The sequence below is a fragment of the Streptomyces sp. NPDC006476 genome, from assembly GCF_040612015.1.
Lineage (GTDB): Bacteria > Actinomycetota > Actinomycetes > Streptomycetales > Streptomycetaceae > Streptomyces > Streptomyces griseorubiginosus_B.
Map to the genome: position 1 here is coordinate 92,450 of NZ_JBEXPK010000013.1, position 25,842 is coordinate 118,291.

Below are 25,842 nucleotides of genomic sequence, written 5' to 3' on the forward strand. Positions count from 1 at the left end.
AGCTGCGCAGGGTCGAGCACTGCACAAGGCTTTTAATAAAGCAGTTGTGTTTTATAATCGGCATGGCGCCGTGGGGCGTCAAGACGTCACGAGGTATGAGGAGGTGGCAGTGGCGCAATCGGACCCGGAGGCCGTCTGGCCGCTGAGCGGAGCAGCGCAGCCGGGGGCACCGAGCGCACCGGCCGTGGTCGCGGTGGCGGATCTGCGGGCGACCAACGCTGCGGCCGTACTCGCCGTCGTCCGTTCGGCGGACCCGCACCCGCGCCTGTCCGAACTGGCCGGGGCCACCAACCTCTCCCGCCCCACGGTCGAGGTGATCACCGAGGAACTCGCCGACTGCGGACTGATCGAGGTCGCACCCGCCCTGTCCGCCCGCGGTCAGCGCTCGCCCGGCCGCCCGGCCCGCCGTTTCCGCTTCCGGGCGCACGCCGGGTTCGTCGTCGGCGTCGACGTCCGTCCCCGATCCCTCACCGTCTGCCTGGCCGACCTCGACGGCGAACCCGTCGCGGTGCGGCGCCGGAGGGTCCGCGCCGAACTCACCGGCGCGGCCCGGGCCCGCGCGGTCACGGAAGTGATCGACGAAGCCATGGCCGAGGCCGGCGCCGACACGGCCCGGGTCTGGGCCGCCACCGTCGGCACCCCCGGCCTCGTCGACCGCGCCAACGCCCGCGTCCGCCAGGCCGACAACCTCCCCACCTGGGCCGACACCGACATCGTCGGCATCCTCCGCGACCACCTGCACTGCCCGGTCGCCGTGGAGAACGACGCCAACCTCGCCGCCCTCGGAGAGCAGTGGCGAGGAGTCGGCCGGACCTCGCCCGCCGTGCGGGTCGAGGAAGAGGGCGCAGGCGAACGACCGGCCGTCGAGTCACCGCCCGGAGGGCGTCGGCCCACGACGGCGGCCGAGCGACCCGCGGACTCCTCGACGCGCCGGCAGGAAGAGGAACCGCCGGCCGACCTGACCCGCGAGTCCATCGGCGCGATGGTCGACGAGATGGTGTTCGTGCTGCTCGGCGAACGCCTCGGCGCCGGAGTCATCACCGGCGGCCGACTGCTGCGAGGTCACCACGGGGCAGCCGGAGAGATCGGCTTCATCCGCTTCCCGGGCCCGCCCGACACCTCCGACTCCCTCGGCTCACCGGACACCCCCGGGCTGGAACCACTGCCCGCCGCCGTCGTCACGGCCGCCGCGGCCGGAGAGGCGGACGCCGTCAACGCCGTCGAGTCGTACGGCCGACGGCTCGCCGAAGGCATCGCCCCGGTGCTCCTCGCCCTCGACCCGGCCCTGGTCGTCATCGGCACCAGCCAGTTCCCCACCCCCGAGACCGCTGCCGCCGCCGACATCCTGCTGACGGCCGCCCGCCGGCACGCACACACGCTGCTGGTCGACCCGCCGCACTGGCAGCTGTCCGCCCTCGGCGACGACGGCGTCCTGACCGGCGCTGTCCGCTTCGCCCTCTCCTCCGTCGAGGTCGTCCTGCGTACCCGCCCGACAAGCCTGGTCGCGCGGGTACGACAGGACGGTGCACCGGGGTGACCCCGGGCCCGGCCCTGCCTCCCAGGGGTTGCCGACAGCGCGGGAGCGGATATTCGCTCACCGCTCGGGTAGGACAGTGGTCCAGCGGTCCGCTCGAAGGGACGTGACGTGCAGGGACTGGTCCGCGTGTCGGTCAGCGGGGAGATCGTCGTGGCCAAATACGGGGATCTGATCGACGACGTACTGGAGGAGCCGCTGTACTGCCCCCGTTGCGGTCGCACTACGGGGCTGATCCTCGTGGCTCGCGGGCGCGAGGCGTACCTGGAGTGCGCAGCGGGCCACGAATGGACCGACCCCGAGGTGGCCGCCTGTGGGGTACGGCAACTGCTCCACCTGGGGGCGCAGGGCGCGGAGGGCCGATTTCCGGGCGCGGCGGTCAGGATCGACATGCTGCCGCGGATCACCGAGGACCGGACCCTGTACCCGCCCCCGCCCGACGCCCCCGAGCGTCAACTGCGCTGGGAGGGCCGGGTGGTGACCACGACCGGCATCGCACCGCTCACCGACTGCCTCCACTGGGCACGGCGACTGTGCGTCTGGGCGGTGCCGACCGACGGAGACGTCTACGAGTGGCTGTACCCGCCCGCGGGCGGCAACGCCCTCGACGCGCACATGACCGTCGTCCTCGTGGCCCTGGCCCTCTACGCGGCCTGCGCCGAACAGGAGCTGCCCCGCTGCGACCAGGTGCCGCTGAGCCAGGCGCTGGACCTGCTGTCGAGTGACGCACTGCGCCGGGTACGGCCCGCTGGCGTGGGCGGTCGGCTGCGGGTGACCGACGTCCACCGGCTCGCGACCGCGTCCCCGGAGACCTTCGAGCGGTGGCGCCGGGCCGCCCACCGAGTGCTCGACGCGAACCTCGACGACCGGGATCCGGTTCTCCTGGCGGACCGCAACAGGTATCTGCCCACCATGGCTGACGACCTGACCTGGTACGCCGAACAGCCCTGACGGTGTCGGTGATGCGACTCCGGCACACGCGCTTCTGCATTCCGACGAGCCGCCCCAGCGAAGTCCTGCGAGTGAACGGCCCTTCGCAGCCCAAGAGTTCTCGTCTCGTTGCCTGCAGGGCAGGGGCCCACCGGGGTGTGTCGTGGTACGACAGGTTTGCCGAACCAGGGGACAGCAGACGGGGGTTGAGCATGGGGGCGGAGAATATCGATGATGTCGTGAACGGACTTGCCGACATCGTGCGGGACGCCGGCCGCGCCGGTGACCGGATCGGGTACTTCGCGGCGCTGTACCGGCAGGTGACCGTTGAGGTCCGTTCAGCCATCCAGGCCGGGCAGTTCGAGGACGGCGCCCGCATGGACCGCTTCGACACGCACTTCGGCAACCGCTACTTCGAGGCGTACGACGCCTGGCGCCGGGACCAGAGCGGTCCGCGCTGCTGGCGCGAGGCGTTCGGGCTGCTCAAGGACGACGACACCATCATCGTCCAGCACCTGATACTCGGCGTGAACGCACACATCAACCTCGACCTGGCCGTCGCCGCCGCGCGCACCAGCCCCGGCCAGGACATCCACGCGCTGCGACACGACTTCCTGCTGATCAACGACATCCTCGGGCGGGTGGTGCTGGCCGTGCAGGACTCGGTCGACGCCCTGTCGCCCTTCATGTCGTTGCTGGACAAGGTCGGAGGCCGCACCGACGAGCGGATCCTCGACTTCAGCATCCGCCAGTCGCGCGAGGAGGCGTGGTACAGCGCCGTACTGCTGGCCGGCCAGAGCGATCAGGAGCGTGAGGCCACCATCGAACGGCTCGACATCCGGGCGGCCGTGCTGGCACGGCTGATCGCGCGGCCAGGTGGTCTGGTTCGGCCGGTTCTGGAGCTGATCCGGCACACCGAAAGCGATGACGTACCGGCCGTGATCACGCACCTCGACCAGGCCATGGAGCACGCTTCGGCCGGTTGAGAGGCGCCTTCACGCCGATCCGTACCCCGCGGCTCCGTCCGTGCGGTCCTCCCCGCTCTTTCGGGCGTCAGACCTGTACGCGGCCGGCGCGGGGGACCGGCCTCGCGGGCGTAGCGACCGGCGTCGCCGGCCTGTTCGCCCGCTGACGGCCCCAGCGACAGCCCCCCGCTCTCCGCTCCGAGGGACGGGGGCTCTGCCGTGCTTGACCTATTCGCTCCGGGTGTTCTGCCCACGATGCTTGGTGATCGGGGTCGCAGGAGCCCTCTCGTGCTCGATGCCGGACGCCTCCTCTCCCCACGACCGCGCAGAGAGCCCGGACCTCGCCGTCTACGATGAAACGCGCGCCGGTACCGGAGGCCTCGCGCTCCGGAAGCGAAGGGAGCGGTCGTGCGTCAACGGGGTGAGCTGAAGGCGGAGATCATGGACCGTCTCTGGCACAAGGAAGGCCGGGCCTGGGTGTACACGCCCACCTGCACTCGCCGGCAGTACACGGCGTCCCTGATGCACGAGGCGCTGGGCAGCGCTCCGGACCCGGCCGGGACCCTGGTCGGTTTCCTGGAAGAGATGACGCCGGATGAGACGCAGGCGCTACGCTCGGCTCTCCGAAGGGCGAACAGGCGGAGTGGGGCATGATCACAGCCGTGGCGCTGGCCGGATACGCGGTGCTGGTGGGCGCCGTGGCGCCACCCCTGCTGACGCGGGCGCAATGGACTCATCATGCGCCGACCGCCGCGGTTCTGGCCTGGCAGGCGCTCATGGCCACGTTCGTCGTCGCCACCGCCCTGGCTGTCTACCACCTGGCGCTCACCGAGCAGCACGTGCACGACGGGCTGGTCGGACTGCTCACCGCGTGCGGCCTGGCCGCCGACGCGCCCACGAGTGACGGACCGCCCAGCCTCGGTGACGTGCTGGTGCTCGCCGCTCCTGTGGCTGTCCTCCTGCTGCCGGTGGGCTGGCTCGTCCGCTGCGCCTGGCGGGCCCGGCGTGCCCGCTGGCGTCAGTTGGACATGCTCGCTCTCGTCGGCAGGCAATCCCCGAAGTACGGTGCCACGATCGTGGAATACGAGATTCCGGCCGTGTACTGCCTGCCGGGCCGCCGCTCCCGTGTGGTGGTCACCAGCGGTGCGCTGGACACCCTCTCCGAAGTCCAGCTGCGCGCCGTGCTCGAACACGAACGGGCTCATATCGCCGGGCGGCACCATGTGCCGAAGGTCCTGGTCGACGCCTTTTCCCGTGCCTTTCGGGGTCTTCCGCTGGCCCAGCACGCCAAGGAGCAGACGCACCTGCTGTTGGAAATGATCGCCGACGACCGTGCCCTGCGGTACCACTCGAGGGATGCGCTGGCCAGCGCCATGTACGAGGTCGCGGCGGGGCGGGCACCTCATGGGGCCCTGGGGGCCGGCGGATCGGGCGCCCTCATCCGGCTGCGCCGTATTCTCACGCCGCAGCCCAGGCCGAACCGTGCGACGTGGCTGGGCATCCTGGCGGCCACGATCGTGGCTCCCTTGCTGCCCCTGCTGCTGGCATGCGGGCCCTGACTCACCTGACCAGGGCCCGCACATCCCTCAATTGCGCTCTCGCGCAGCAGGATCACCTCGCCGGGAACCCCCGACCGCCTTCCTGAAAGACGCCGGGGAGCCAGCGCAACGAGCGGGGGCTTCCGGAGTTCCATGAGGTGTCGTAGTCACCCTACTCTTTAATTACTAAGCAGACTAGTTGCATGGCGGATTGCATGACACGTCGCGCTCCGTCGGAACCGTTGTCCACGGGTGGAACACAGCGAGGCGCCCGGTCGTGATCCGGGCGCCTGTGCCAACAGGGTTTAGCCGAGGCCTACTTGAAGGCGCGCAGCCGCAGGCTGTTGGTGACTACGAATACCGACGAGAACGCCATCGCGGCTCCGGCGATCATCGGGTTGAGCATGCCGAGGGCGGCCAGGGGGATCGCGGCGACGTTGTAACCGAAGGCCCAGAAGAGGTTGCCCTTGATGGTGGCCAGGGTCTTGCGGGACAGGCGGATGGCGTCCGCGGCCACGCGCAGGTCGCCGCGGACGAGGGTCAGGTCGCCGGCCTCGATCGCCGCGTCTGTGCCGGTGCCCATCGCCAGGCCCAGGTCAGCGGTTGCCAGGGCGGCCGCGTCGTTGACACCGTCGCCGACCATCGCGACCGAACGGCCCTCTGCCTGCAGGCGCCTCACGACGTCCACCTTGTCCTGGGGCAGGACCTCGGCGATCACCTGGTCGATGCCGACCGCGCGGGCGACCGACTCGGCGACGAGCTGGTTGTCGCCGGTCAGCAGAACGGGCTCGAGGCCCAGCCGGCGCAGTTGGGCGACGGCTTCCGCGCTGGTCTCCTTGATGGCGTCGGCCACGGTGAGCACACCGCGGGCCTCGCCGTCGAAGGCCACCGCGACCGCGGTACGGCCCTCCGCCTCCGCCGCGGCCTTCGCCTGGGCGAGTTCGCGGGGCAGTTCGATGGCCCACTCCTTGAGCAGCTTTTCGCGTCCGACCAGGACCGCGTGTCCGTCGACGACGCCCTGGACGCCGAGTCCGGCGACGTTCTCGAAGTTCTCCGGGACCGGCAGGCTGCCGGCCCGCTCGATCGCCCCTGTGGCGATGGCCTGGGCGATCGGGTGCTCGGAGGAGTGCTCCAACGCACCCGCGAGGCGGAGCAGTTCCTCCCTGTCCGCTCCCTTGGCGACGTGGACGTCCTGCAGGGTCATCCGGCCGGTGGTCACGGTGCCGGTCTTGTCCAGGACGACGGTGTCGACGCGGCGGGTCGATTCCAGGACCTCGGGGCCCTTGATGAGGATGCCGAGTTGGGCGCCGCGGCCGGTGCCGACCATGAGTGCGGTCGGGGTGGCCAGGCCCAGGGCGCAGGGGCAGGCGATGATCAAGACCGCGACTGCGGCGGTGAAGGCGGCGGTTGTCTCGCCGGTGACGAGGATCCAGGTCAGCAGGGTGCCGAGGGCGAGGAGGATGACGATGGGGACGAAGACGGCGGAGATGCGGTCGGCGAGGCGCTGCACGGCCGCCTTGCCGTTCTGCGCGTCCTCGACGAGCTTCGCCATCCGGGCGAGTTGGGTGCCGGCGCCGACGCGGGTGGCCTCGACGACGAGTCGCCCTCCGGCATTCACGGTGGCGCCGGTGACCGGGTCGCCGACGGCGACGTCGACCGGCAAGGACTCCCCGGTGAGCATGGAGGCGTCCACCGCGGAGGCGCCCTCGACGACGGTTCCGTCGGTGGCGATCTTCTCGCCGGGGCGTACGACGAACCGGTCGCCGACCGCCAACTGGCCGACGGGAATGCGTATCTCCTTGCCACCGCGCAGCACGGCCACGTCCTTGGCGCCCAGCTCCATGAGCGCACGCAGGGCCGCGCCCGCCTTGCGCTTGGACTTCGCCTCCAGGTACCGGCCGGCGAGGATGAACGCGGTCACACCGGCTGCGGCCTCCAGGTAGATGCTGGAGGAGCCGTCGGTGCGGGAGACGGTGAGGTCGAATCCGTGCCGCATGCCCGTCATTCCGGCCATCCCGAAGAACAGTGCCCACAGCGACCAGCCGAACGCGGCCAGGGTGCCGACGGACACCAGGGTGTCCATGGTCGCGGCGCCGTGCCGGGCGTTGGTGAAGGCCGCCTTGTGGAACGGAAGGGCTCCCCACACCACGACCGGGGCGGCCAGGGTCAGCGACAGCCACTGCCAGTTGTCGAACTGCAGGGCCGGGACCATCGCCATCAGCACCACGGGCGCGGCGAGCGCAACGGAGACGTACAGGCGCTGGCGCAGGGAGAGCAGTTCGCCGTCCGGCCTGGCCTCGGCCTCGGTGACCCCCGGCTTCTCGGTGGCCGGAGGTGGGGGCTCCTCGGCGGTGTAGCCGGTCTTCTCGACGGTCGCGATGAGGTCGGCGACCTCGACGCCTTCCGGGTAGGAGACCTTCGCCTTCTCGGTGGCGAAGTTGACCGTGGCGGTGACGCCGTCCATGCGGTTGAGCTTCTTCTCGATGCGGGCCGCGCACGAGGCGCACGTCATCCCGCCGATGGAGAGCTCGACTTCGGAGGCGGGTACGGATGCTGTGGGGGACTGCGTCTTCTCGGGAGCCGTGCTGGTCATGCGTATCTCCAGGGGGAGGCCGGGACGCACGGCGTCCGTATCAGCGGAGCGATGCGTCCCGGCACGGGGAGGGAATGCGTGTCGTGCCCCGGGGCAGGGCGCCCCGAGGGGCCGTCAGGCCCGGCCGACGAGTTCGTAGCCGGCCTCGTCGACGGCGGCGCGGACGGCCGACTCGTCGAGCGGGGCGGCGGAGGTGACGGTCACCTGGCCGGACTTGGCGACGGCCTGGACCGCGGTCACGCCGTCCAGGGCGGAGATCTCCTTGGAGACGGCGCCCTCGCAGTGACCGCAGGTCATGCCGGACACCTGGTAGACGGTGGTGACGCCGGGGGCCTGGATGTCGTGGACGTCGGGCGTGCTGCCGGAGCCACAGGACGAGCCGCCGCAGCAGGAGCCGGAGGTGGAGATCGTCTGATCGGTCATGGCTTCATCCTCGGTGTGAACGCGTGGGATCGGTGTGTGGGAGGACGGCGTTCCCGTCCTCCCGACACGGCAACTGTATACCCCCTAGGGGTATATCGCCATCCTCCGTCTCCGCCCGCATGGAGCCGTTCACGCCGAGTCCTCCCCACTAAGATCCTTAGTGACGCTATGCATGCGCGCTGCAACGTCGACCCGCTGTCGCCGCTGTCCGCCGACGTCGGGGAGTCCGTGGCGTCCATCGCGAGCGTCGGCCGGTCGCTTGAAGTCGGTGCGTCCGTCCTCAGGTCGCCATCATCAGCAGCATCCCGGACATGGTCGCGCCCATGCCGACATGGGCCGCCAGGGCGGCCTGCGGGGCGGCGCCGACTTTCCGGCGGCGGCCGTGAGCGGTGCCCTCGCCCGTGCGGGCCTTGTCCCACACCGAGAGTGTGAGTGACGCGAGGAAGACGAGAAGCGTGTCCGGTACGGCGAGCAGCCAGCGGCTCCAGGTCCGGCCGGCGGCGAGGTTCTTGTCGATGCCCCGTACCCGGGCCCAGACGGACGCGCCGATCATCAGGGCGAAGTACACGGCGAGCATCACGATCACCCAGCGCCACAAGGGTGTCGACGACGAGGCTGACACGGCGGCGGAGTCCATGCCGGGCATGTTCATCCCCGGCATGTTCTCCATGCCCGCCATGCCCTGCATCCCCTCCGTGCCCGAGGTGCTGGTGCTCGCGGCGGCGTCCTGCATGCCCGGCATGTTCTCCATCCCGGGCATGTCCGCCATCGAGGAGCCCAGAGCCAGCACCGGGCCGGACGACGTGGGCGTCATGGCAAGCGTCATGATCACCATGCCGAAGCTTCCGGCGACGAGATGCACCCAGTGGCGGCCGTGCTTCCACCCGCACGTACGGGTGTGCTTGACCGCCAGCGCCACACCGCCGAGCCCCAGCAATGTGAACACCACCACCCACCACATGCCGTGGCCCGCGTACCAGGCGACCGTCGCAGGCAGGGCCATGAGGGCCATGCACAGGCCCATGGCCAGTTCACCTCCCGCCGCGAACCGGGTCTCGCCTCTGGTGGTCACCACCCGGACGGCGCTGACCGCGGCCACGAGGGCGGCGACTGCCGCGATGGACCAACTCAGAGCCAGACTTCCCATCATCACCTTCCCGATCAACTGCGGGCCTTCAACTGCTATGGCCCTTAGTACGAACGGAGTGTCGAAGGTGTTCAGCCGGCCGGGGGTACCGTTCTGGGTTTGCGACCGGACCGGGCGACGCCGACGAGAAGCGCCGCGGCCATTCCGTACAGCGTCACGGTCGCCGCTGTCCGTGCCGCTCCGTACGTCTGCGTCGGCGGCACGTACACGGGACGCGTCGCCGTGCGCGCCCGCGCGGAACCCTGCTCCACCGCGACCCAGCTCTCCGCCAACCGGTTGCGGGCGTCCCTGAAGGTCGCGTACAGGAACCAGCGGCCGTCGGCGTGCAGCCGGACCGTACCGTGTGCGGTGCCGGTGGAGTCGGCGGTGAGCCGTCCCGTGACCTCTTCTCCGGCCCGCCGGGCGACCAGGCCGGTGGGGCGCAGCCCTGGTTCGTCGGAGGAGAGGGTGACGTCGACCTCGTGCTCCCTGACGAAGGTGCTCCACCGTGCCTCGCCCACGTTGGTGCCCTGCCCGGGATCGTGGGCGATGGCTCGGGTCGGGGCCAGCAGGGGAAGGGCGAGCAGGACGGCGACGCCCACCGTCGCCGCCCGGACCCCGCGGTGCCAGCCGCGCGGCACCCCTTCGGCGACCAGGACGATCAGGGCGGAGCCGCCGACGCCGAGCAGGAGCGACGGCGCGATCTGCCCCGCGGGGACGGCCGTGCCGTGCGGCAACACCGGCAACAGGGGGACGTAGATCGCGTGCACGGCCGCCGGGACGACGAGGGTCAGCCACCAGGCGGACGGACGCCATCGCCGCACCAGGTCGGCGGCGAGGGCCACCACGAGCACGGGTGGGACGATGGGTGTGGAACGACCCAGGAGGGCCAGGAAGGCGACCGTCAGCAGCCGCGCGGCTGTCAGCAGCAGCGCCGCGCGGACGGACGCCCCGGGCCGGGAATCGAAACGGCGGATGAGCAGGACGGCCAGCGTCACGGCGGCGCTGACAATGGGGAGATACCACACGGCCGAAAACTGCGGCACGTCGGAGTCGTACTCCATCACCGGCACCAAGGCCGCGCCCAGGACCAGGGCTTCTGTGGCCGCGAGTGCGAATCCGCGCCTTTGCTCCAGTACGACCGCCCGCAGCAGAGTGACGGTCAGGGCGATCGTCGCGACGATCGCCAGGAGATGCGGCGGACTCCACAGGACGGCGTCGCGCCCGAAGGCGGTGTGCCATGCCGTGTCGGCGGGGGCCGAGATGCCTATGGACACGCCCGAGACGGTTGCCCAGCGCGGGACCGGCTCCCTCAACATCCCTTTCACGCCCTCCTCGCGGGCGCGCGGCCAGGCCCACAGGGCCAGTGCGCCGAGGGTGACCAGGAGCGAGCCGTAGAGCAGTACGTGGGGTGCGCTCCAGAAGGTGTCCCGGCCGACGTCAGTATGCAGCGAGTCGTCCCAGTAGGTGCTGAACAGCGCGAGTGCGCCACTCGACACCGCGGTCAGGAGGCGGCCCATGCCACTGTCCTCTCTTCGGGGGAGTCCCGTGACTTGCCAACTCCACTTATACCCCCTAGGGGTATACTTACTCAGGGATTCGCGGATGCTTCTGAGTCGAAGTCGTCGACTGGGGCGTCAATTCGGAGGTTTGGCCGGTCGGGGGGGGGCTCGCCGGTCCGCCGCGGGTACCAGCGCTCGGTCTGGGCGCGCAGTTCCTCGATGATGCCGGGGGTGACGACGTATCCGCCGATGGCCGCGTAGGCCGAGGGAGCGTCGTTGCCGTGCGCGCGGCACCTCGGCGACGAAGACGTCGTCCGGCCACAGGACGACCATCGGCTTACCGCCCGCAGCCGGGCGATGAGGGCGGGGTCGGGCCGGAAGTGATCCCGGATCAGGTCCTTGCCGCGGCCCGCGCCCACGACGGTGATGTCCGTGATGCCGGAGGCTACGAGCTCGCGCACGGTGTGCTCGATCACGGGTCTTCCGCCGATCGGCAGCATCTGCTTCGGCATCGCCTTCGTCAGCGGAAGGAGACGGGGTCCCAGGCCGGCGGCGGGAACGCCCGCCCTCCGGCTGGTCATTGCCGCCTGCCCCTCAAGATTGCCGGTCGTGGCCGAAGGGGCAGCGGCCCCTGCCCCGGGCCCGGGCGTCGTCGTCGAGATGGAAGTTGGGGTTCTGGTCGGTTTCGTCGTAGTAGCGGTGGAAGACCGGTGTGATGCCGCCTGAGACGGGTGGGACGATCCAGGTCCAGTCGGCCGGGACCGTCCGGCCCGCCCGCTCCTCTTTCTCCAGATGGGTCAGGAAGCGGCGGGATTCGGTGTGATGGTCGCTGATGCGCACGCCTGCCTCGGTGAAGGAGTGCAGGACGGCGACGTTCAGTTCGACCAGGGCGCGGTCGCGCCACAGGGTGGCTTCGTCGCTCGTGTCGAGGCCGAGGCGGGCCGCGACGAGGGCGAGCAGGTTGTAGCGGTCTTCGTCGACGAGGTTGCGGGCGCCGATCTCGGTGCCCATGTACCAGCCGTTGAAGGGGGCGAGAGGGTAGTCGATGCCGCCGATGCGCAGGCGCATGTTGGAGATGGCGGGCAATGCGTGCCAGCGCAGGTCGAGTTCGGCGAACCAGGGGTGGTCCGGATGGCGGAGGGGGACTTCGAGGACGGCGTCGGCGGGAAGGTCGAAGAGCTGCGGCTTGGTGTCGTGGGTGGCGATGACCAGGGGCAGGACGTCGAAGGGGCCTCCGGGGCCGTTCCAGCCCATGCGCTGGACCAGGTCGGTGAAGTCCGTGTAGGCGGCGTCGCCGACGACGCCGCCGTCAGGCCGGCGGTATCCGGCGTACCGGATGAGCTGGTCGTTCCACACGCGAGGACCGGGGCGGTCGGGGGTGTCGGGGGCGAAGACGGAGATGGTGGGGCGGATGCGCCCGCCGTTGGTGGCGCGGCGCAGGTGGGTGATCAGGTGTTCGTGGATCTCCTCGGGCGTGGTCGCCTCCCGCCGGTCCAGGACCTGCAGGCTGTTCCAGTACAGGCGGCCGATGCAGCGGCTGCTGTTGCGCCAGGCCACACGTGCGCCGAAGGTGAGCTCTTCGGTGGTGTGGCGGTAGGCGCCGGTCTCGTCGATCTGCCGCTGGACCTGCCGCAGGCGCGTGTGAAGGGGGACTGTCTGATTCGGGTGTTCGCTGTGGTGCTGGCGTACGAAGTCCAGTGCCTCGGTGAGATCCGTCTGGCTCGGCGGCGTGGACGGGACAGGAAGGGGGGTGTGGGTGTCCGGGGCGGAGGCGATGGGTGCTGCGAGGGTGTCGGATGAGTTCATGGCCTGGTCCTCGTGAGGGGGCGGCGCGGCCCGTGACGGCTGGGGCGGGACGTGCGGCCGGTGACCGTCCGCGGCGCGTGGGCGCCCGCGCCGGCCACCGGGGCCGGGGCATCGACGACGGGTCGTGGCCCCGGTGGTGGCGACGGCGCCCACGCGGCTTGGGAGGGCGGACGGTCAGGCGCCGCCGGATGACGCGCCCGCCGTCCGCCCGGCCTTGGGCGTACGGGCGATGGAGGTGCCGAACAGCTCGTCCCAGTACGGGGCGCTGATGCCGAAGCCGCGGGAGTCGTCGCGGAAGTGGTGGCGCATGTGGTACTCCCGCAGGGTGCGCAGCAGGCGGTTCTTGGGCTTGCCGTGGTGAAGGTAGAGATGGAACAGGTCGTAGGCCAGGTAGCCGACGACGTAGCCGGCGCCGAAGACCGGCGGAACGTCCAGCAGCCCGCTGGAGACGTAGAAGGTCGCCGCGACCATGGGGATGCTCAGCAGCGGGCTGAGGATGGAACGGCGCATGTCCTGCGGGTAGTCGTGGTGAACGCCGTGCAGGACGTAGTGGAGCTTGGCGCCGAAGCCGCGTGGTGGCTCGTAGTGCAGGACGATGCGGTGGCCCCAGTACTCGGACAGGGTCCAGGTGACGTACCCCGCCAGCGCCCAGCCCGCCATGGCCCAGCCACCGGTTCGGCCCACGGAGAGTGCCGCGGCAGCCGCGGCGACGGGAGTGAACATCCCGACGGTGGTGACGGGGTGGACGTGGATGAGACGGTCCACCAGGGAAATGCCGGTAACGGATGGGGCGTTGCCGCGGCGGACGGCGCCCTTGGTGGTGGAGCCCCTGACGATGCTGTTGACGAGGGACGCTCGCTTGGTGGGCGTGGCCATCAGGCGGCCTCCCTCGGCAGCGTGTGGCCCAGGCGGGCCTCGTAGGAGGTGCGGGCCTGGAAGTCGGTGGTGCGCAGCAACTGGTCGGCCTTGAGGAAGCGGCCCATGGCGTCCCGCCAGGGCTGGGGAAGCAGATAGAGCGAGCGGGTGACGGGGTTGGTCCAGCCGGGGACGTAGACGTTGTAGCGGGGGCGGCGCGCGGTGCGCAGGACCGCGGCGGCGATGTCCTGCGGGGTGAGCAGCGGTACGAAGCGGCCCTTGCCGACGCCGGAGGTCAGCTCGGTCCGGGCAGGGATGGGCAGGATGATCGACAGGTCCACGCCGGAGCCGCGCAGTTCGGCGCGGGCCGCCTCGGAGAGGCCCACCACACCGTGCTTGGCGGCGGAGTAGGTGGCGCAGCCGGGCAGGCCGACCATGCCGACGGCGGAGACCATGTTGATGATGTGCCCGTGGCCCCGTTCGCGCATCGGGCCCATCGCCGTCTTCATGCCGTTGATGGTGCCGAGCAGGTTGACCTCGATCTGGTGCAGGGTCGCCTCGTCGCTCTCGTGCTCCAGCCGGCTGACGATCATTTCGCCGGCGTTGTTGACGAGGATGTCGACCGGGCCGAGTTCGGCTTCGACGGTCTTCCAGAACTGCTTGACCGACGTCGGATCGGTGACGTCCAGCGGGTAGGCGTGTGCGCCGATCTCGCCGGCCACCTTGGCCGCGTACTCGATGGTGCGGGCGCCGATGGCGACCTTCGCGCCCTTGGCGATGAACATCTCGGCGGTGGCCCGGCCGATGCCTCGGCTGCCGCCGGTGATGGCCACGACCTGGTTGGTGAGGTTCCTGGGCATGTTTCCTCCCGGGGAGGTAGGACGAGGGGGCGGATACGGCAGTGGTCAGGACAGGGCGCGGAAGCGGCGTCCGTGCCAGAGCAGGGGGCGGATGCGGGAAGCGCCGAGAGAGCGGATCCGGCCGGTGACGATCGTGTGGTCGCCACCGGGATAGGTGTCCTGGACGTCGCAGGCGAGCCAGGCCGCGGATTCCTCCAGAAGGAGGGCCCCGGACTCGCGGCGCGACGGTGCGGCGGCGAAGCGGTTGTGCTGGCCGGTGCCGGGGTCGGCGAACGCCCTGGCGACATCGGCCTGGTCCTCGCGCAGCACGTTCACGGCGAAGGTCCCGTGACTGAGGATGTACTCGAGGGTGCGGCTGCGGTTGGCGATGCAGACCAGGATCAGCGGCGGATCCACGGACAGGGAGCAGACGGCGCTCGCCGTCATTCCGGCCGGCCCGTGGGCACCGTCGGTGGTGATGACGCTCACCGCGGCCGGCAGGTGGGCGAAGACCTCGCGGCACGTCCGGTCGGTCGTCCGCTGGGTCAAGGGCGGGGCGTCCGCGGGCCGTTCGGCCTCGGCCACATGGATCAGGGGGTAGCTGGGGGCGCTGGTCACGGCCGTCGGCCCCCGTCGGGGGCGCCGGCGCCGGCCGGTACCGTCTCCGGCTCGTCCAGCAGGACGTGCGGGCCGAACAGCCCCCGGGCGATCAGGCCCATCGTGTCGAGGAGCGTCCGGGCGGCGATGGGGTCGATGAGCGAGGCGAGGGTGGGGATGCCGAGGTCGAAGACGGCGGTGAAGCGGGCCGTGGTGCCGGGGGAGTCCTCCGACACGTACCAGCCGCCCTCGAAGCGCTCGAAGTCGCCGTCGAGCTGGGTGAACTCGATGCTGAGGGCGGCGGGGTCGATCGTGTCGCGTTCGGACCAGCACAGGACGCCGTTGCGGAAGTTGGCCTGCCAGTGGGAGTCGACGGTGCAGTGGTCGATCTCGACGACCCGCACCTCGCGGATGGCGTCGGTGAACTTGGGGTAGGCGCCGAAGTCGCGCAGTCGCTCGAAGACGGCCAGGGGGTTGAGGTCGGGTATGCGGACGTCGAGGGTCACTTCGGGCATGTCAGTGCAGTCCCTTCGTCAGAGCGGTGACCGCGGTGGTGAAGGCGGCCGAGATCCAGTCCAGGTCGGAGGGCGTGAGCACGGCGGGCGGAGTCAGCCGTACGACCCGGTGGGCGTTGAGGGAGTGGTTGACCAGCAGGCCGGCCTCCAGCAGGTGCAGCACGAGCTCGCCGGCGAGCTGCTCGTCGCGCATCTCGATGCCGAGCAGCAGGCCCCGGCCGCGTACCTCGCGGACCGCGTCGCCCAGCGGCGCGAGCACGTCCCGCAGCAGGAGGAGCAGGTCCTCGCCCAGCAGCCGGGCCCGGTGCACCAGACCCTCGTCCGCGATGGTCCGGACGGCCGCCTGCGCGGCGGCCATGGCGACGGGCGCTCCGGCGAAGGTGGAGGTGTGCAGGTACGGGTCGCGGTCGAACGGGGCGTAGGCCTCGGCGGTGGCGACGGCCGCCGCCACGGGGATGACTCCGCCGCTGAGGTTCTTGCCCACCAGCAGGACGTCCGGCCGCAGGCCGTCCTCGTCCGCGCCCCACCAGCTGCCGAGCCTGCCGAGGCCGGTCTGGATCTCGTCGAGAACGAAGAACGCCCCATGCCCGGCGCACAGTTGCTGCACGTCGCGGAGGTAGCCGGGCGGCGGCAGGACGACTCCCCCTTCGCCCTGTACGGGCTCGACGACCACGCAGGCGGGCGGTCCGTCGGCGAGGGCGGTGGCCAGCGCCTCCGTGTCGCCGTACGGGACGTGCTCGGAATCCAGCAGGGGGCGGAACGGCGCCTGGTACAGCTCCTTGGCCGTCAGCGCCAGCGCCCCGGTGGTCTTGCCGTGGTAGCCGCCGATGGTGGAGATCAGCCGGTGCCTGCCGTGGGCCCGGGCCAGCTTGACGGCCGTCTCCGTGGCCTCGGCACCGGAGTTGACGAAGTGGACGTGGTCCAGGCCGGGCGGCGTCACCTCCGCCAGTGCCGACGCGGCCTGGACGGCCACCGGCTCCAACAGCAGACGGGTCGCCAGCGGGTGGCGGGTCACCTGGTCGACCACCGCCTCGACGACACGGGGGTGGCAGTGGCCGAGCAGGAAGACGCCGTAGCCGCCGCAGTCCACGTACTCCTTGCCGTCGGCTCCGAAGACGCGGGAACCGTAGGAGGTGACCTCCATCGCCCCGCCGGTCAGGGAGGCGAGACGTGCCCGGCCCCGGCCGAGGTGCTTGCGGCAGGCGGCGAGGATGTCGGACGCGGAGGGTTGTGCCGCGGCGGGGGAGACGGTCGGCGCGGTCATGCGGGCACTCCGGCGGCCAGGGGCCGCGTGACGGCGGGCGCGTCGCCCAGCTTCTTGACCCGTGCGAGATGCAGAAGCGTCTGGCGCAGTGCCGCCTCCAGCTCCTCACCGGTCAACGGCGGCGGATCGCCGGGCAGTTCGCCGAGCGAGGTCGGGAAGGTGGGCGCATCGGCGAACAGCGCGGTCATGGCGAGCATGTCGTCGAAGCGGCGCAGTGCCCGCTTGGGGAGCCCTCCGGCCAGGAACACCGGCCGGATCAGGCGGTCGACCATGTCGGCGCCGACGATCCGCGGTATCAGGGTGCTCAGGCCCAGTTCGGTGCAGACACCGGAGACGACCTGGAGGACCTGTTCGGTGCGCAGGGCCTCCCGGCCGGCGGTGACCCACACCTCGCCGTCGCGGCGGTCGGCGGCGATCAGCGCCGCGATCGCGCGGGCCACGACGTCCTGCGGCACGAAGTCGATCAGCGAGGTGCCGGGGAGCGGAACCAGCGGCATCAGGCCGCGCAGCAGCATGAGCAGGATGTTGTGCAAGCCCTGGAAGGCGGCGATCTGCCCGGTGCGGGAGTCGCCGATGACGATGGAGGGCCGGACGATGACCGCCGGGACGCCGGAGGCACGTACGACCTCCTCGGCGGCGCGTTTGGAGTCCAGGTAGTCCTCCGGCCGGGCCCCTGCTTCGCCCACGTCGCGCCCCATTCGCGAGCGGGTCAGCTCGTGGCGGGCCACGAACGCGGTCGACACATGGTGGAGGACGGCGCCGGCGTCGGCCGCGAACTCGACGACCGCACGCGTCCCGGCCTCGTTCAGGGCATGTGTGGCCTCCGGCCCCTGGGTGAAGTCGGTGACCGCAGCGCAGTGCACGACGACGTCCACGCGGCGGGCGAGATCGGTGTACGTCGCGCGGTCCAGGCCCAGGCGGGGCGCGGTGAGGTCGCCGCAGATCTGCTGCGCGGCTGCGGGGCACGCGCAGCGGTGGATCAGGGCGATGACCTCGCAGAAGGAGGGGAGTTCGGCGAGCAGGGCGCTGCCGACCACGCCCGAGGCTCCGGTGAGCAGGACGGTGGGAGGGGTGGAAGAAGTCACTTGCTGTACCTCGCGGTGTCGTGGGCGGGGACGGCAGCGCCGCAGGAGGCAGCGGCCGGTCAGGGCCCGCTGTCGGAAAGAGGTGGTCAGGCGGGTATGCGCAAGGGTTCGCCGGCGCCGAAGTAGCCGGCCAGCGTCTCGTGCATCCGGGACCGAGAGGGTGGATGGAAGGCCAGGGCGCGGCAGGCCGAGTGGAGGTAGGCGATGTCGTCGCCGGAGACGAAGGCCATGCCGCCGAGAGCCTCGACGCACACGTCCAGGACCCGGACGATGAGGTCCTGTGTCGCGTACCGGCACACCAGCGCCTGGGCGAGGATCTCGTCGTCGATCGGCCCGTCGCTCGCCCGGGCGGCCAGTCCGCGCAGCATGAGGGCCGCGGACTCGACCGCTGTGACGGCCTGGGCGCCGGCCACGGCCGGCACGCCGGGCTTGACCAGGACCCGTTCCACCAGGGCCGAGGCCGCACCGAGGTAACTGGCCGTCATGAGTGCTTCGAACCAGAGGAATCCAACCGTGTTGAGGCGGTCGAGCCCGCCGTCGGCTCCCACGTCGGTACGGACCAGCAGATCGCCGGGAACCTCCACGTCCTCCAGGACGACCTCGTCGCTTTCCGCGCCCGCCAACACGGGGCTCTTCCAGAACGGCCGCACGGACAGACCCGGTGTCTTCGCCGGGACGACGGCGACGGCCAGGCGCGGTGTGCCGTCCTCGTCGGGGAAGGGGAAGGATGCGGTGAGCAGGTCCATGGACCAGGCAAGACTGCAGGGCTTCTTCGAGCCGGTCAGCCAGACCTTGTCGCCGTCCACACGGGCGCTGATCGCGGGGTTGAGGATGCCCTGCCCCGTGCGCCCCTCGGCGAACCCGGAGGCCAGGAGGAGGTTGTCCTTGGCGATGGCGGCCAGCAGCATCCACTCCATCCCGCTGCTCTGCGCGGCGGTCTCCACCAGGGAGGCGACGGAGAAGTGGTGCATGGTGGTGGCCACCGCCAGGGACGGCGAGCGAGTACCCACCGCGCGCTGGACGCGTACCGCGGTGAGCAGGTCGGCGCCCTTGCCGCCGTGTACGGCGGGCACCAGAAGGCCCGGACCGCCCGCGGTGCGGAAGTGGTCGAGTCCCGGGTTGCCGGGTGTCTCCCAGCTCGACAGCGGGGCGGCGGCCAAGGCTTCGTCCAGGCCCGGGAGGAGGTCGGTGAGAGTGGCGCGTTCGTGTTCCAGAAAGTGCATTTCCGCGAGCCTTACGTCGTCGAGGGAAGATCGCCGGAATGTCTGGAGCGGGCGGAACCGGCCGAGGCCCTGTCCCGCTGGCTGCCCCCAAACCTAGGAAGCGGTGTTGCAAGAGGCCTTCAGGTGGCCGGCAGAGGTGCTTAAGAGCTGCGACATGGATCAGGCAGGGGAACTGCACATCGCTTGAACTTGTCAGGAGAACTTCGGCTGCTCGGCTTCCGCCTCGGCCTTCAGCGCGGCCAGGGTGAGTTCGATGTTGCGCCGGCTGTGCTCGGCCCGGTCCAGCACGCCGGTGGTGATCATGCAGAGCAGCGCCATGGCCGTGCCGCGCAGGTCGCGGGTGCTCTCGGTGACCCGGCTTCCCCGGGCCGTCGGGACGATGTCGTAGCGCCACACCGAGACCGGCTCGCCGAGGCAGGAGACGCGGAACACCAGCCGGTCGTACGGCACGGCTTCCAGCACGGTGGTGGTCGTACGCCACCGCCACAGGCCGTTGCGGTTCCAGGCCCGGAAGGTCATGCCGGGGGAGAGACGAATCTGTGCGGCGCGGGCCGGAACGCGGGTCTCGACGACGAACCGCTCCCAGCGGCCAAGGTCAGTGAGAATGCCGTACACCGTGGTCGGATCGGCAGCGATCTCGATGCTGCCCACCAGGGTCGCCTCGCGCACGACGCTCCTTTCGATGCCGGCTGTAAGCGCTCGTCGGGACCGGGCCCGAGGGGGCGGGTTCGCCTGCGGCGTCACGTGGCCTGCGGTGAGGGAGACCTGCCGACCTGCGGGTGCGCGCAGGGATCAGCCATGACGTTACTGAACCCAACTGCAGTCCATTGCCAGGCGGTGTTCAAGAGATGTGCAACTCCATTGCACTACGAGTCTGCTTAGGACTTGGTTAGACTTGAAGTAGGCGTTTGAATATGCAACTTGATCAGAATGGTCCGGGGGGATCATGCGTGTTCTGCTGGTCGAAGATGACGAACATGTCGCCGACGCCCTGACCGCGGCGATGCGCCAATTCGGGCATGACATCCTGACAGCGCCCACGGCGGCCGAGGCGCTGACCAAACTGGAGGGCTGCGAGCTGATCCTTCTCGACCTCGGCCTGCCGGACCTGGACGGTGTCGAGGTCTGCAAGCGCATACGCTCCCGCTCCGCCGTACCGGTCATCGTGCTCACCGCCCGCGCCGACGAGATCGACAAGGTTCTGGGGTTGCAGGCCGGGGCCGACGACTACGTCGTCAAGCCGTACTCCGTGCACGAGCTGCGGGCGCGCATGGAGGCGGTCCTGCGCCGGACCTGCCGCTGTGGCGTCGGCTCGCACGACCATGCCTCGTGCACCGCCGAGCGCCGGGACGTCATCAACGTGGGACCGCTCAGCCTCGACCTGCGCAGTCGCAGCGTCACTCTGAGCGGCAAGCCCGTCCAACTCACCCGCAAGGAGTTCGAGTTGCTCGCCATGCTGGTGGAGGAACCGGACACCTTGCATACCCGGGAGGACATCATCTCCCGTGTGTGGGACGAGAACTGGTTCGGCTCGACACGCACCCTCGACGTCCACATAGGCACATTGCGCCGGAAACTCGGATCATACGACTGGATCGAGACGCAGCGCGGCGTGGGATTCCGCCTCGGTTCCCCGTCGACCACCTGACAGCGCCCGGGCAGCAAGCCACGTAAGAAAGGGCGCACATGCAGCGTCGTCTGCTGATCGTCTACCTCACGCTCACCGCCGTGATCCTGCTGGCCACGGAGATCCCGCTCGGCCTGAACCTGGCCATGAACAACTACCACCACCTGGTGATCCGGCAGGTCTCCAATGCCTTCTCGCTCGCCTCGGCGGCCGAGGCGACCGGCGGTGCCGCTCCGGACGCGGCCTGGAAGGCGCGGGCACAGGCCTACAGCGAAAAGAACGACGCCGTGGTCCTGCTCTTCGACGACCAGGGCCGCAGGACCTACTCCACCCGGCCCGGCACGAAGATCAGCGATCCGGAGTGGCGGCGGACCCTGCTCGGCGCGCTCGTCGGAGAGAGCACCGTGCCGCTGGACTACTCCTTCAACATCAGCGCCCGCCCGCTGTTCGTGGCCGAGCCGGTGCTGAGGCGGGGGCGGCCGGTGGGATCGGTCGCGACCATCTCGCCGACGACGTCGCTGCGTTCGCAGGTCACTCAGGACGCGTTGCTGCTGCTGGGAGTGGCCTTCGTGGGGCTGCTGGCCGCGGCCGCCGTGGGGATACCGCTCGTACGATGGAGCCTGCGGCCGGCCCGGCAGGTGCAGGCGGCGGTCCGGCAGATCGCCCAGGGGCAGTACTCGGTCCGTGCCACCGCGGACCGTGGTCCGCCCGAGCTGCGGGAACTGGCCGAAGCGGTGAACGGCATGACGGACCGCCTGGTCTCGGTACTGGAGGCGCAGCGCTGTTTCGTGGCCGACGCCTCGCACCAGATGCGCAACCCGCTGACGGCGCTGCGCGTGCGGGTCGAGGCCCTGGAGGCCGTCGTCCCGGAGGACGGGCAGGAGAACCTGGCCGTCGCGGTCGCCGAGGCGGACCGCCTGAGCCGCATCCTGGACGAGCTCCTGGTGCTGGCGAACGCCGCCACCGCCGACGGCGGATCGAGCACCATCGACGTCCGGGCCGTCGTGGAGTCGCGGGCGAGAGCGCTGAGCAGCCGGGCGGAGGAAGCGGACGTCACGATCGCGGTCCAGGGGCGCGGCGCGCCCGCCAAATGCCTTCCCGGGGCGCTGGATCAGGTACTCGACGTCCTGCTGGACAACGCCCTCGGATTCTCGCCGCCCGGCGGCCGGGTGACCGTGCGCATCCGCTCCGACGACGCCTCGGTGTTCGTGGAGGTCGCGGACGAGGGGCCCGGGATGTCGGCCCAGGAGAAGGAACGGGCGACCGACCGGTTCTGGCGCGGGCGTCAGCCCGGCCGCCGTAGCGGCTCCGGCCTGGGGCTGGCCATCGCCAAGGCGCTGCTCAAGGCCGGCGGGGCGGAGCTGGAACTGGACGACGCCGAACCGTGCGGTCTGGTCGCCCGCGCGGTCCTCCCACGTGTCGTGCCCGCGACGGCGCTGCCCGGCCGTGACCGGAGGGCCGTGAGCCCTGACGGGCCCGCCGGGAAGCGGAAACCGGCCCCACAGGGCGATGCGGGAGGTGGGGGGCAGTGAGACCGGGGGGTGAGTCAGACCTGCGCGGCGACCAACTTCGCCAGCTCGTCGGCGGCCGCCTGAGCACCGCCGGCGGCCCTGAGCTGTTCCGCCACGCGTACGGCCTGCGGCTTCTTCCCCACCGCCTGCCGCACCGCCTCCCGCAGGCGCCGCGGATTCAGCCGCCCGGAGGGCACGCGTGTTCCGGCACCCGCGAGTTCGACCCGCCGCGCGACCTCCAGCTGGTCCCGGCCGAACGGCACGATGCACACCGGCACCCCGGCCAGCAGGGACTTCTGGGTGATGCCCATGCCGCCGTGGCACACCACGGCCGCGGCCTTCCGCAGCACCAGGCTGTGGGGCACGAAGCGGTGCAGGTGCGCGTTGGCGGGGGCGTTGAAGCGGGCCGGGTCGATGGACGCGGTGGTGACCACGACGTCGTACGGCTCGTCGGCCAGGGCGTCGAGGGCCGCCTGGATCAGCTTGGCGTCGTCCTGGAACACCGTGGAGACGGTCACCAGGACCACCGGCCGGTTGAGGGAGGCCAGCCACTCCGGCTCATCGGTGTCGGAGGCGGGATCCCAGCTGCTGGGGCCCACGAAGTGCACGGACGACGGGAGCAGAGGACGGGGGTACTCCAACGGCTGGGCCGTGTACGACAGGATGAGCGGCGCCGTCATGTACAGGTCCGGGACGTGCTTCACCGTGGGCAGCCCCAGATCGCGCCGCAGCTTGTTCACCGCCTTTGGCGCGGCGAACAGGGGCAGAGCGCTCTGCCGCAGTATCCCGTCGCGCAGCCGGCCCGGCCAGCCGGCCGCAGGCCTCAATCCGAGCCCGAACGGCGGCGCGTCCGGGGTGGTCAGCGGCAGCAGGAAGGTGGCCAACTGCGCCCACGGCAGGCCGGACGCCTGCGCAACGGCGGCGGCGCCCCAGCAGTTGTTGTCCAGGGCGATGACGTCCGGCCGCCACTTCGCGATGGCGTCCTGCATGTCGGTGACCTCGTGCCGGGCCCGGTCCACGTACATGGCCACCGACCGGCGCATCGCCCCGATCGGGGTGACGGCCTTCCAGGTGTCGTCCTCCCGCTTCTCGATCTCGGGGTGGACTGCCGCCGCGCCGAAGCCGAGTCCGCGCAGCGTCTCGAGAGTGGACTCCTCGGCGAACACGACCAGTTCGTGCCCGCGTTCCCGCAGCTCGAGCAACGTCGGGATCAGCGGGTACACGTGGCCGCTGCCCGGTGCGGTGTAGACGAGAAATCGGCTCATGACAGGTCTTCCTCTTCTTCGGTCGGATGGCCGGGGGTGCGCTCGTCGGCGGCGCGTCGTCCGCCGGAGGGATGCCGCTCAGTCGGCGGGTACGCCGACGTCGCTCCGCTCTGGCGCGTCGGCGCTCTGGTCGGGGAAGTCACGTCGCCGCATCAGGGCGAAACCGAGAAGGCCGCCCACGATGGCGACGATCCCGCCGACTCGCATGACCAGGTCGAGCCCGGCGATGAAGGCATCGTTGGCGGTCTTGGCGACGAGGGCGCGCTGTTCGGGTGGCACGGCGCCGGCCACCTCGGTGAGCCGGCCGGCGGAGACCATGTCCGTGAGCTTGGCCGTCTCCTGTGCGGGCAACCGGCCCGAGGCGTCGATGGCGCCCGAGAAGTCGTGCGCCATGCGGCTGTGGGCCATGGAACCGAAGGCGGCGATGCCCAGGGCGACGCCGCCCTGCTGGAAGGTCTCGCTGATGCCGGACGCCATGCCGGCCCGCGACAGCGGCACCAGGGACACGGCGGCCGAGGCACGCACGGGGTTGAACACGCCCATGCCGAAGCCGGCGAGCAGCATGCCGGGCAGCAGGGCGGTCCACTCGGAGTCCGCGGTGATGTCGCGGGCGGCCAGCATGCCCAGCCCGAGCGCGACACAGCCGATCCCGACCAGCAGCCGGGCCGGCATCCGATCGGAGAACGTGCCCGCCACGGCCGCCGCGACGAACAGTGCGAGCGTGAGCGGCAGGTAGCGCACTCCGGTGCCGTACGCCGAGAAGCCGAGGATGTACTGCATGTACAGCACTTGGAGCAGGATGGCCACGTTCAGCGCCGCGTTGGCCGCAACGGTCGCGATCCCGAGGCCGTTGAAGGAGCGGTTGCGGAACAGGTCCAGGTCCAGCATCGGCTCCGGAGTGCGGCGTTCGATCAGGACGAACAAGGGCAGCAGGGCGGCGGGGCCCACGAAAAGGGCGACGATGAGCGGGTCCGTCCAGCCCTGTGCCTCGCCGCGGATCAGGGCGAACACGAGCATGGTGAGCGCGACCGAGAAGACGATGAGACCGAGCCAGTCGATCCGCTTGCTGTTGGGGTCGCGGGACTCGGCGGCCCGGGCCAGCATGACCGCCATCACCAGGAAGCCGATGGGTACGTTCAGCAGGAAGATCCACCGCCAACTGACGGCGGTGAGCGCGCCGCCGATCAACGGCCCGAGTGCGACGGCCAGTCCCGTGACGCCGCCCGAGATACCGAAGGCGATGCCGCGCTGCTTGCCGTGGAAATGGTTGGCGATCAGCGCGGGCGAGACGGCGTACATCACCGCACCGCCGACGCCCTGGACGGCCCGGGCGGCGTTGAGCATCCCCGTGCCGGTGGCCAGACCGCACGTCAGAGAAGCCAGAGCGAAGATCCCGAGCCCGATGACGAAGACGCGACGTCGCCCGAGCCGGTCGGCCAGGGTGCCGGCCGCGAGCAGGAACGCCGCCAGCGTCAGGGCGTAGGAGTCGATGACCCACTGAAGGTCGAAGAAGCTGGAGTCCAGTGAGCGCTGCATGTCGGGCAGGGCCACGTTCACGACCGTCACGTCGAGCAGCAGCATGAACGTCGCCACTGAGACGGCGCCGAGCATCCACCACTTGTCGGGGCGTGCAAAGGAGTTGCGGGGTGGGTCGGGCGTGGGCTTGGTCGTCGTACCGATGTCGCTGTCGGCCATCTCGGGCACTCCGGAGGGGGGAAGAACGCGGAGGAGACGTGGACACACCTGGGCGTGTTCACGTGGCCGAGACTAGGGAGCCGACTGACAGCGGCAGACCAGCCCAACTGCAGGGGAACTTCAAGAATCTGTGCGGGCCGGTGGACGGCGACCCCGTGCAGGTCTGCATGGAAGGGCAGCGCGCCCGGAACGGCGTCCGCGACTGAACGGCTGCGGTTCTCCTTACGTACTAAGGACGTCAGTAGATAAGAAGACATCAAGGGAGAACCCAGTGTCCCGCCACCGTATCGCTCTCGCCCTGGCCGCAGGCGCGGCCTCGACGCTGCTGCTCGCCGCCTGTGGCTCGTCAGCCGGCAGCTCTGCCGACACCGGTGGCGCCGCGCCCGCGGCCGGGGTCGGGTCCACCGCTCCGGCGGACGGCGGCGCCACCGCCGCGGCCGGCAACGGCGGGAGCGGCGACATGGTCAGTACGAACATGCTGATGGCCAAGCAGATGTCCGGCATGGGGACGGTCGTCACCGACGCCAAGGGCTGGACCCTCTACCGCTACGCCAAGGACCAGGTGAACATGTCGATGTGCACGGACAGCTGTGCGCAGACCTGGATGCCGGTGATGGCGGACGGCACTGTCCAGGGGATGGGCGTTCAGGCCAAGATCGGCACGGTGACCCGGAATGACGGCATGAAGCAGGTCACCCTGGCCGGCTGGCCGCTGTACCGCTACATGGGTGACACCAAGGCCGGTGACATGAACGGCCAGGGCAAGAACGGCGCATGGTCCCTCGTCACACCGGGCGGCAAGATGATGGCGATGTCGGACGGTGCGCCTTCCTCGCCCGCGAACGGCTCGGGCGCGAGCCCCAGCATGTCAGGCATGTCCGGGATGTAAGGGCCGGCTCCCTGTGTCACCGTGGCAGGGATTGGTACGAGGTGGGTCACGCGGGACCAG

At 70.7% G+C, this 25,842-nt stretch carries 23 protein-coding genes and 1 pseudogene; 8 read left to right on the forward strand and 16 right to left on the reverse strand.

Translation table 11 applies throughout. The features are described 5' to 3' along the window. Positions 1-109 precede the first annotated feature (109 nt). From ABZZ74_RS16775 to ABZZ74_RS16795, 5 genes are all read left to right on the forward strand, one after another. Positions 110-1,537, forward strand: a complete 1,428-nt coding sequence (locus ABZZ74_RS16775; RefSeq protein ID WP_356765448.1) for an ROK family protein — start codon at positions 110-112, stop codon at positions 1,535-1,537. A gap of 108 nt (positions 1,538-1,645) precedes the next feature. After that, a complete protein-coding gene (locus ABZZ74_RS16780) occupies positions 1,646-2,485 on the forward strand; it encodes a hypothetical protein (protein WP_356765450.1) in 840 nt (279 codons plus the stop codon). Between the two features lie 218 nt (positions 2,486-2,703). Further along, on the forward strand, positions 2,704-3,450 hold the full coding sequence (locus tag ABZZ74_RS16785) for a DUF5995 family protein (protein ID WP_356765452.1): 747 nt from the start codon (positions 2,704-2,706) through the stop codon (positions 3,448-3,450). A 387-nt stretch (positions 3,451-3,837) separates the two neighbouring features. Next, on the forward strand, positions 3,838-4,083 hold the full coding sequence (locus ABZZ74_RS16790) for a BlaI/MecI/CopY family transcriptional regulator (RefSeq protein WP_356765454.1): 246 nt from the start codon (positions 3,838-3,840) through the stop codon (positions 4,081-4,083). Further along, on the forward strand, positions 4,080-4,988 hold the full coding sequence (locus ABZZ74_RS16795; protein WP_356765456.1) for a M56 family metallopeptidase: 909 nt from the start codon (positions 4,080-4,082) through the stop codon (positions 4,986-4,988). The genes ABZZ74_RS16790 and ABZZ74_RS16795 overlap by 4 nt, the downstream gene beginning before the upstream one ends. Positions 4,989-5,283: 295 nt before the next feature. On the opposite strand, the gene ABZZ74_RS16800 is transcribed toward ABZZ74_RS16795, so the two are convergent. From ABZZ74_RS16800 to ABZZ74_RS16865, 14 genes and pseudogenes are all read right to left on the reverse strand, one after another. After that, a complete protein-coding gene (locus ABZZ74_RS16800) occupies positions 5,284-7,560 on the reverse strand; it encodes a heavy metal translocating P-type ATPase (protein ID WP_356765458.1) in 2,277 nt (758 codons plus the stop codon). Between the two features lie 114 nt (positions 7,561-7,674). After that, the gene (locus ABZZ74_RS16805) at positions 7,675-7,983 is read right to left on the reverse strand and encodes a heavy-metal-associated domain-containing protein (RefSeq protein WP_356765460.1); all 309 of its coding nucleotides are present in this window, start codon (positions 7,981-7,983) and stop codon (positions 7,675-7,677) included. Positions 7,984-8,263: 280 nt separating this feature from the next. Then, positions 8,264-9,133 (reverse strand): DUF5134 domain-containing protein, encoded by an 870-nt coding sequence (locus tag ABZZ74_RS16810; protein ID WP_356765462.1) that lies wholly within the window; start codon positions 9,131-9,133, stop codon positions 8,264-8,266. A 68-nt stretch (positions 9,134-9,201) separates the two neighbouring features. Further along, positions 9,202-10,629: a hypothetical protein gene (locus ABZZ74_RS16815; RefSeq protein WP_356765464.1), complete on the reverse strand. Its 1,428-nt coding sequence runs from the start codon at positions 10,627-10,629 to the stop codon at positions 9,202-9,204. 149 nt (positions 10,630-10,778) lie between these two features. Then, a pseudogene (locus tag ABZZ74_RS16820) lies at positions 10,779-11,192 on the reverse strand (sugar phosphate nucleotidyltransferase); the annotation flags it as partial. A 13-nt stretch (positions 11,193-11,205) separates the two neighbouring features. Beyond that, positions 11,206-12,417, reverse strand: coding sequence for a nitric oxide synthase oxygenase (locus tag ABZZ74_RS16825; protein WP_356765466.1), 1,212 nt, complete (start codon positions 12,415-12,417; stop codon positions 11,206-11,208). A gap of 174 nt (positions 12,418-12,591) precedes the next feature. Continuing rightward, complete coding sequence (locus ABZZ74_RS16830) at positions 12,592-13,293, reverse strand: sterol desaturase family protein (RefSeq protein WP_356765468.1); 702 nt, start codon at positions 13,291-13,293, stop codon at positions 12,592-12,594. Further along, positions 13,293-14,132 carry an SDR family oxidoreductase gene (locus ABZZ74_RS16835; RefSeq protein WP_356765470.1) on the reverse strand — a complete coding sequence of 280 codons (840 nt, stop codon included), beginning with the start codon at positions 14,130-14,132 and terminating at the stop codon, positions 13,293-13,295. The genes ABZZ74_RS16830 and ABZZ74_RS16835 overlap by 1 nt, the downstream gene beginning before the upstream one ends. Positions 14,133-14,177: 45 nt before the next feature. Then, entirely contained in the window at positions 14,178-14,729 is a 552-nt protein-coding gene (locus ABZZ74_RS16840) for a flavin reductase family protein (RefSeq protein WP_356765472.1), read from the reverse strand. Next, positions 14,726-15,223 (reverse strand): SRPBCC family protein, encoded by a 498-nt coding sequence (locus tag ABZZ74_RS16845; RefSeq protein ID WP_356765474.1) that lies wholly within the window; start codon positions 15,221-15,223, stop codon positions 14,726-14,728. The genes ABZZ74_RS16840 and ABZZ74_RS16845 overlap by 4 nt, the downstream gene beginning before the upstream one ends. 1 nt (position 15,224) lies before the next feature. After that, positions 15,225-16,487, reverse strand: a complete 1,263-nt coding sequence (locus tag ABZZ74_RS16850; RefSeq protein ID WP_356765476.1) for an aminotransferase class III-fold pyridoxal phosphate-dependent enzyme — start codon at positions 16,485-16,487, stop codon at positions 15,225-15,227. Further along, positions 16,484-17,572: an SDR family oxidoreductase gene (locus ABZZ74_RS16855; RefSeq protein ID WP_356765478.1), complete on the reverse strand. Its 1,089-nt coding sequence runs from the start codon at positions 17,570-17,572 to the stop codon at positions 16,484-16,486. Before ABZZ74_RS16855 ends, ABZZ74_RS16850 begins: the two co-directional genes overlap by 4 nt. Before the next feature lie 86 nt (positions 17,573-17,658). Continuing rightward, positions 17,659-18,795 carry an acyl-CoA dehydrogenase family protein gene (locus ABZZ74_RS16860; protein ID WP_356765480.1) on the reverse strand — a complete coding sequence of 379 codons (1,137 nt, stop codon included), beginning with the start codon at positions 18,793-18,795 and terminating at the stop codon, positions 17,659-17,661. Between the two features lie 192 nt (positions 18,796-18,987). After that, complete coding sequence (locus ABZZ74_RS16865) at positions 18,988-19,464, reverse strand: SRPBCC family protein (protein WP_356765482.1); 477 nt, start codon at positions 19,462-19,464, stop codon at positions 18,988-18,990. A gap of 277 nt (positions 19,465-19,741) precedes the next feature. Between ABZZ74_RS16865 and ABZZ74_RS16870 the strand changes: the two genes are divergently transcribed. Both ABZZ74_RS16870 and ABZZ74_RS16875 read left to right on the forward strand, forming a co-directional pair. Then, positions 19,742-20,443, forward strand: a complete 702-nt coding sequence (locus tag ABZZ74_RS16870; protein WP_356765484.1) for a response regulator transcription factor — start codon at positions 19,742-19,744, stop codon at positions 20,441-20,443. A gap of 38 nt (positions 20,444-20,481) precedes the next feature. Further along, positions 20,482-21,954 carry a HAMP domain-containing sensor histidine kinase gene (locus ABZZ74_RS16875; protein ID WP_356765486.1) on the forward strand — a complete coding sequence of 491 codons (1,473 nt, stop codon included), beginning with the start codon at positions 20,482-20,484 and terminating at the stop codon, positions 21,952-21,954. A 14-nt stretch (positions 21,955-21,968) separates the two neighbouring features. Here ABZZ74_RS16875 and ABZZ74_RS16880 read toward each other — a convergent pair whose 3' ends face one another. Together ABZZ74_RS16880 and ABZZ74_RS16885 are read right to left on the reverse strand one after the other, a co-directional pair. After that, a complete protein-coding gene (locus ABZZ74_RS16880; protein WP_356765488.1) occupies positions 21,969-23,198 on the reverse strand; it encodes a nucleotide disphospho-sugar-binding domain-containing protein in 1,230 nt (409 codons plus the stop codon). Positions 23,199-23,276: 78 nt separating this feature from the next. After that, complete coding sequence (locus ABZZ74_RS16885) at positions 23,277-24,893, reverse strand: MFS transporter (RefSeq protein WP_356765490.1); 1,617 nt, start codon at positions 24,891-24,893, stop codon at positions 23,277-23,279. Between the two features lie 271 nt (positions 24,894-25,164). Here ABZZ74_RS16885 and ABZZ74_RS16890 point away from each other — a divergent pair, with 271 nt between their 5' ends. Then, entirely contained in the window at positions 25,165-25,782 is a 618-nt protein-coding gene (locus ABZZ74_RS16890; protein WP_356765492.1) for a hypothetical protein, read from the forward strand. Positions 25,783-25,842 lie beyond the last annotated feature (60 nt).

Excerpts from the sequence above, each read along its gene's own strand:
- ABZZ74_RS16795 (WP_356765456.1), top strand. The coding sequence starts at position 4,080 with ATGATCACAGCCGTGGCGCTGGCCGGATACGCGGTGCTGGTGGGCGCC.
- ABZZ74_RS16800 (WP_356765458.1), bottom strand. The coding sequence starts at position 7,560 with ATGACCAGCACGGCTCCCGAGAAGACGCAGTCCCCCACAGCATCCGTA.
- ABZZ74_RS16805 (WP_356765460.1), bottom strand. The coding sequence starts at position 7,983 with ATGACCGATCAGACGATCTCCACCTCCGGCTCCTGCTGCGGCGGCTCG.
- ABZZ74_RS16810 (WP_356765462.1), bottom strand. The coding sequence starts at position 9,133 with ATGATGGGAAGTCTGGCTCTGAGTTGGTCCATCGCGGCAGTCGCCGCC.
- ABZZ74_RS16815 (WP_356765464.1), bottom strand. The coding sequence starts at position 10,629 with ATGGGCCGCCTCCTGACCGCGGTGTCGAGTGGCGCACTCGCGCTGTTC.
- ABZZ74_RS16825 (WP_356765466.1), bottom strand. The coding sequence starts at position 12,417 with ATGAACTCATCCGACACCCTCGCAGCACCCATCGCCTCCGCCCCGGAC.
- ABZZ74_RS16830 (WP_356765468.1), bottom strand. The coding sequence starts at position 13,293 with ATGGCCACGCCCACCAAGCGAGCGTCCCTCGTCAACAGCATCGTCAGG.
- ABZZ74_RS16835 (WP_356765470.1), bottom strand. The coding sequence starts at position 14,132 with ATGCCCAGGAACCTCACCAACCAGGTCGTGGCCATCACCGGCGGCAGC.
- ABZZ74_RS16845 (WP_356765474.1), bottom strand. The coding sequence starts at position 15,223 with ATGCCCGAAGTGACCCTCGACGTCCGCATACCCGACCTCAACCCCCTG.
- ABZZ74_RS16850 (WP_356765476.1), bottom strand. The coding sequence starts at position 16,487 with ATGACCGCGCCGACCGTCTCCCCCGCCGCGGCACAACCCTCCGCGTCC.
- ABZZ74_RS16860 (WP_356765480.1), bottom strand. The coding sequence starts at position 18,795 with ATGCACTTTCTGGAACACGAACGCGCCACTCTCACCGACCTCCTCCCG.
- ABZZ74_RS16870 (WP_356765484.1), top strand. The coding sequence starts at position 19,742 with ATGCGTGTTCTGCTGGTCGAAGATGACGAACATGTCGCCGACGCCCTG.
- ABZZ74_RS16875 (WP_356765486.1), top strand. The coding sequence starts at position 20,482 with ATGCAGCGTCGTCTGCTGATCGTCTACCTCACGCTCACCGCCGTGATC.
- ABZZ74_RS16880 (WP_356765488.1), bottom strand. The coding sequence starts at position 23,198 with ATGAGCCGATTTCTCGTCTACACCGCACCGGGCAGCGGCCACGTGTAC.
- ABZZ74_RS16885 (WP_356765490.1), bottom strand. The coding sequence starts at position 24,893 with ATGGCCGACAGCGACATCGGTACGACGACCAAGCCCACGCCCGACCCA.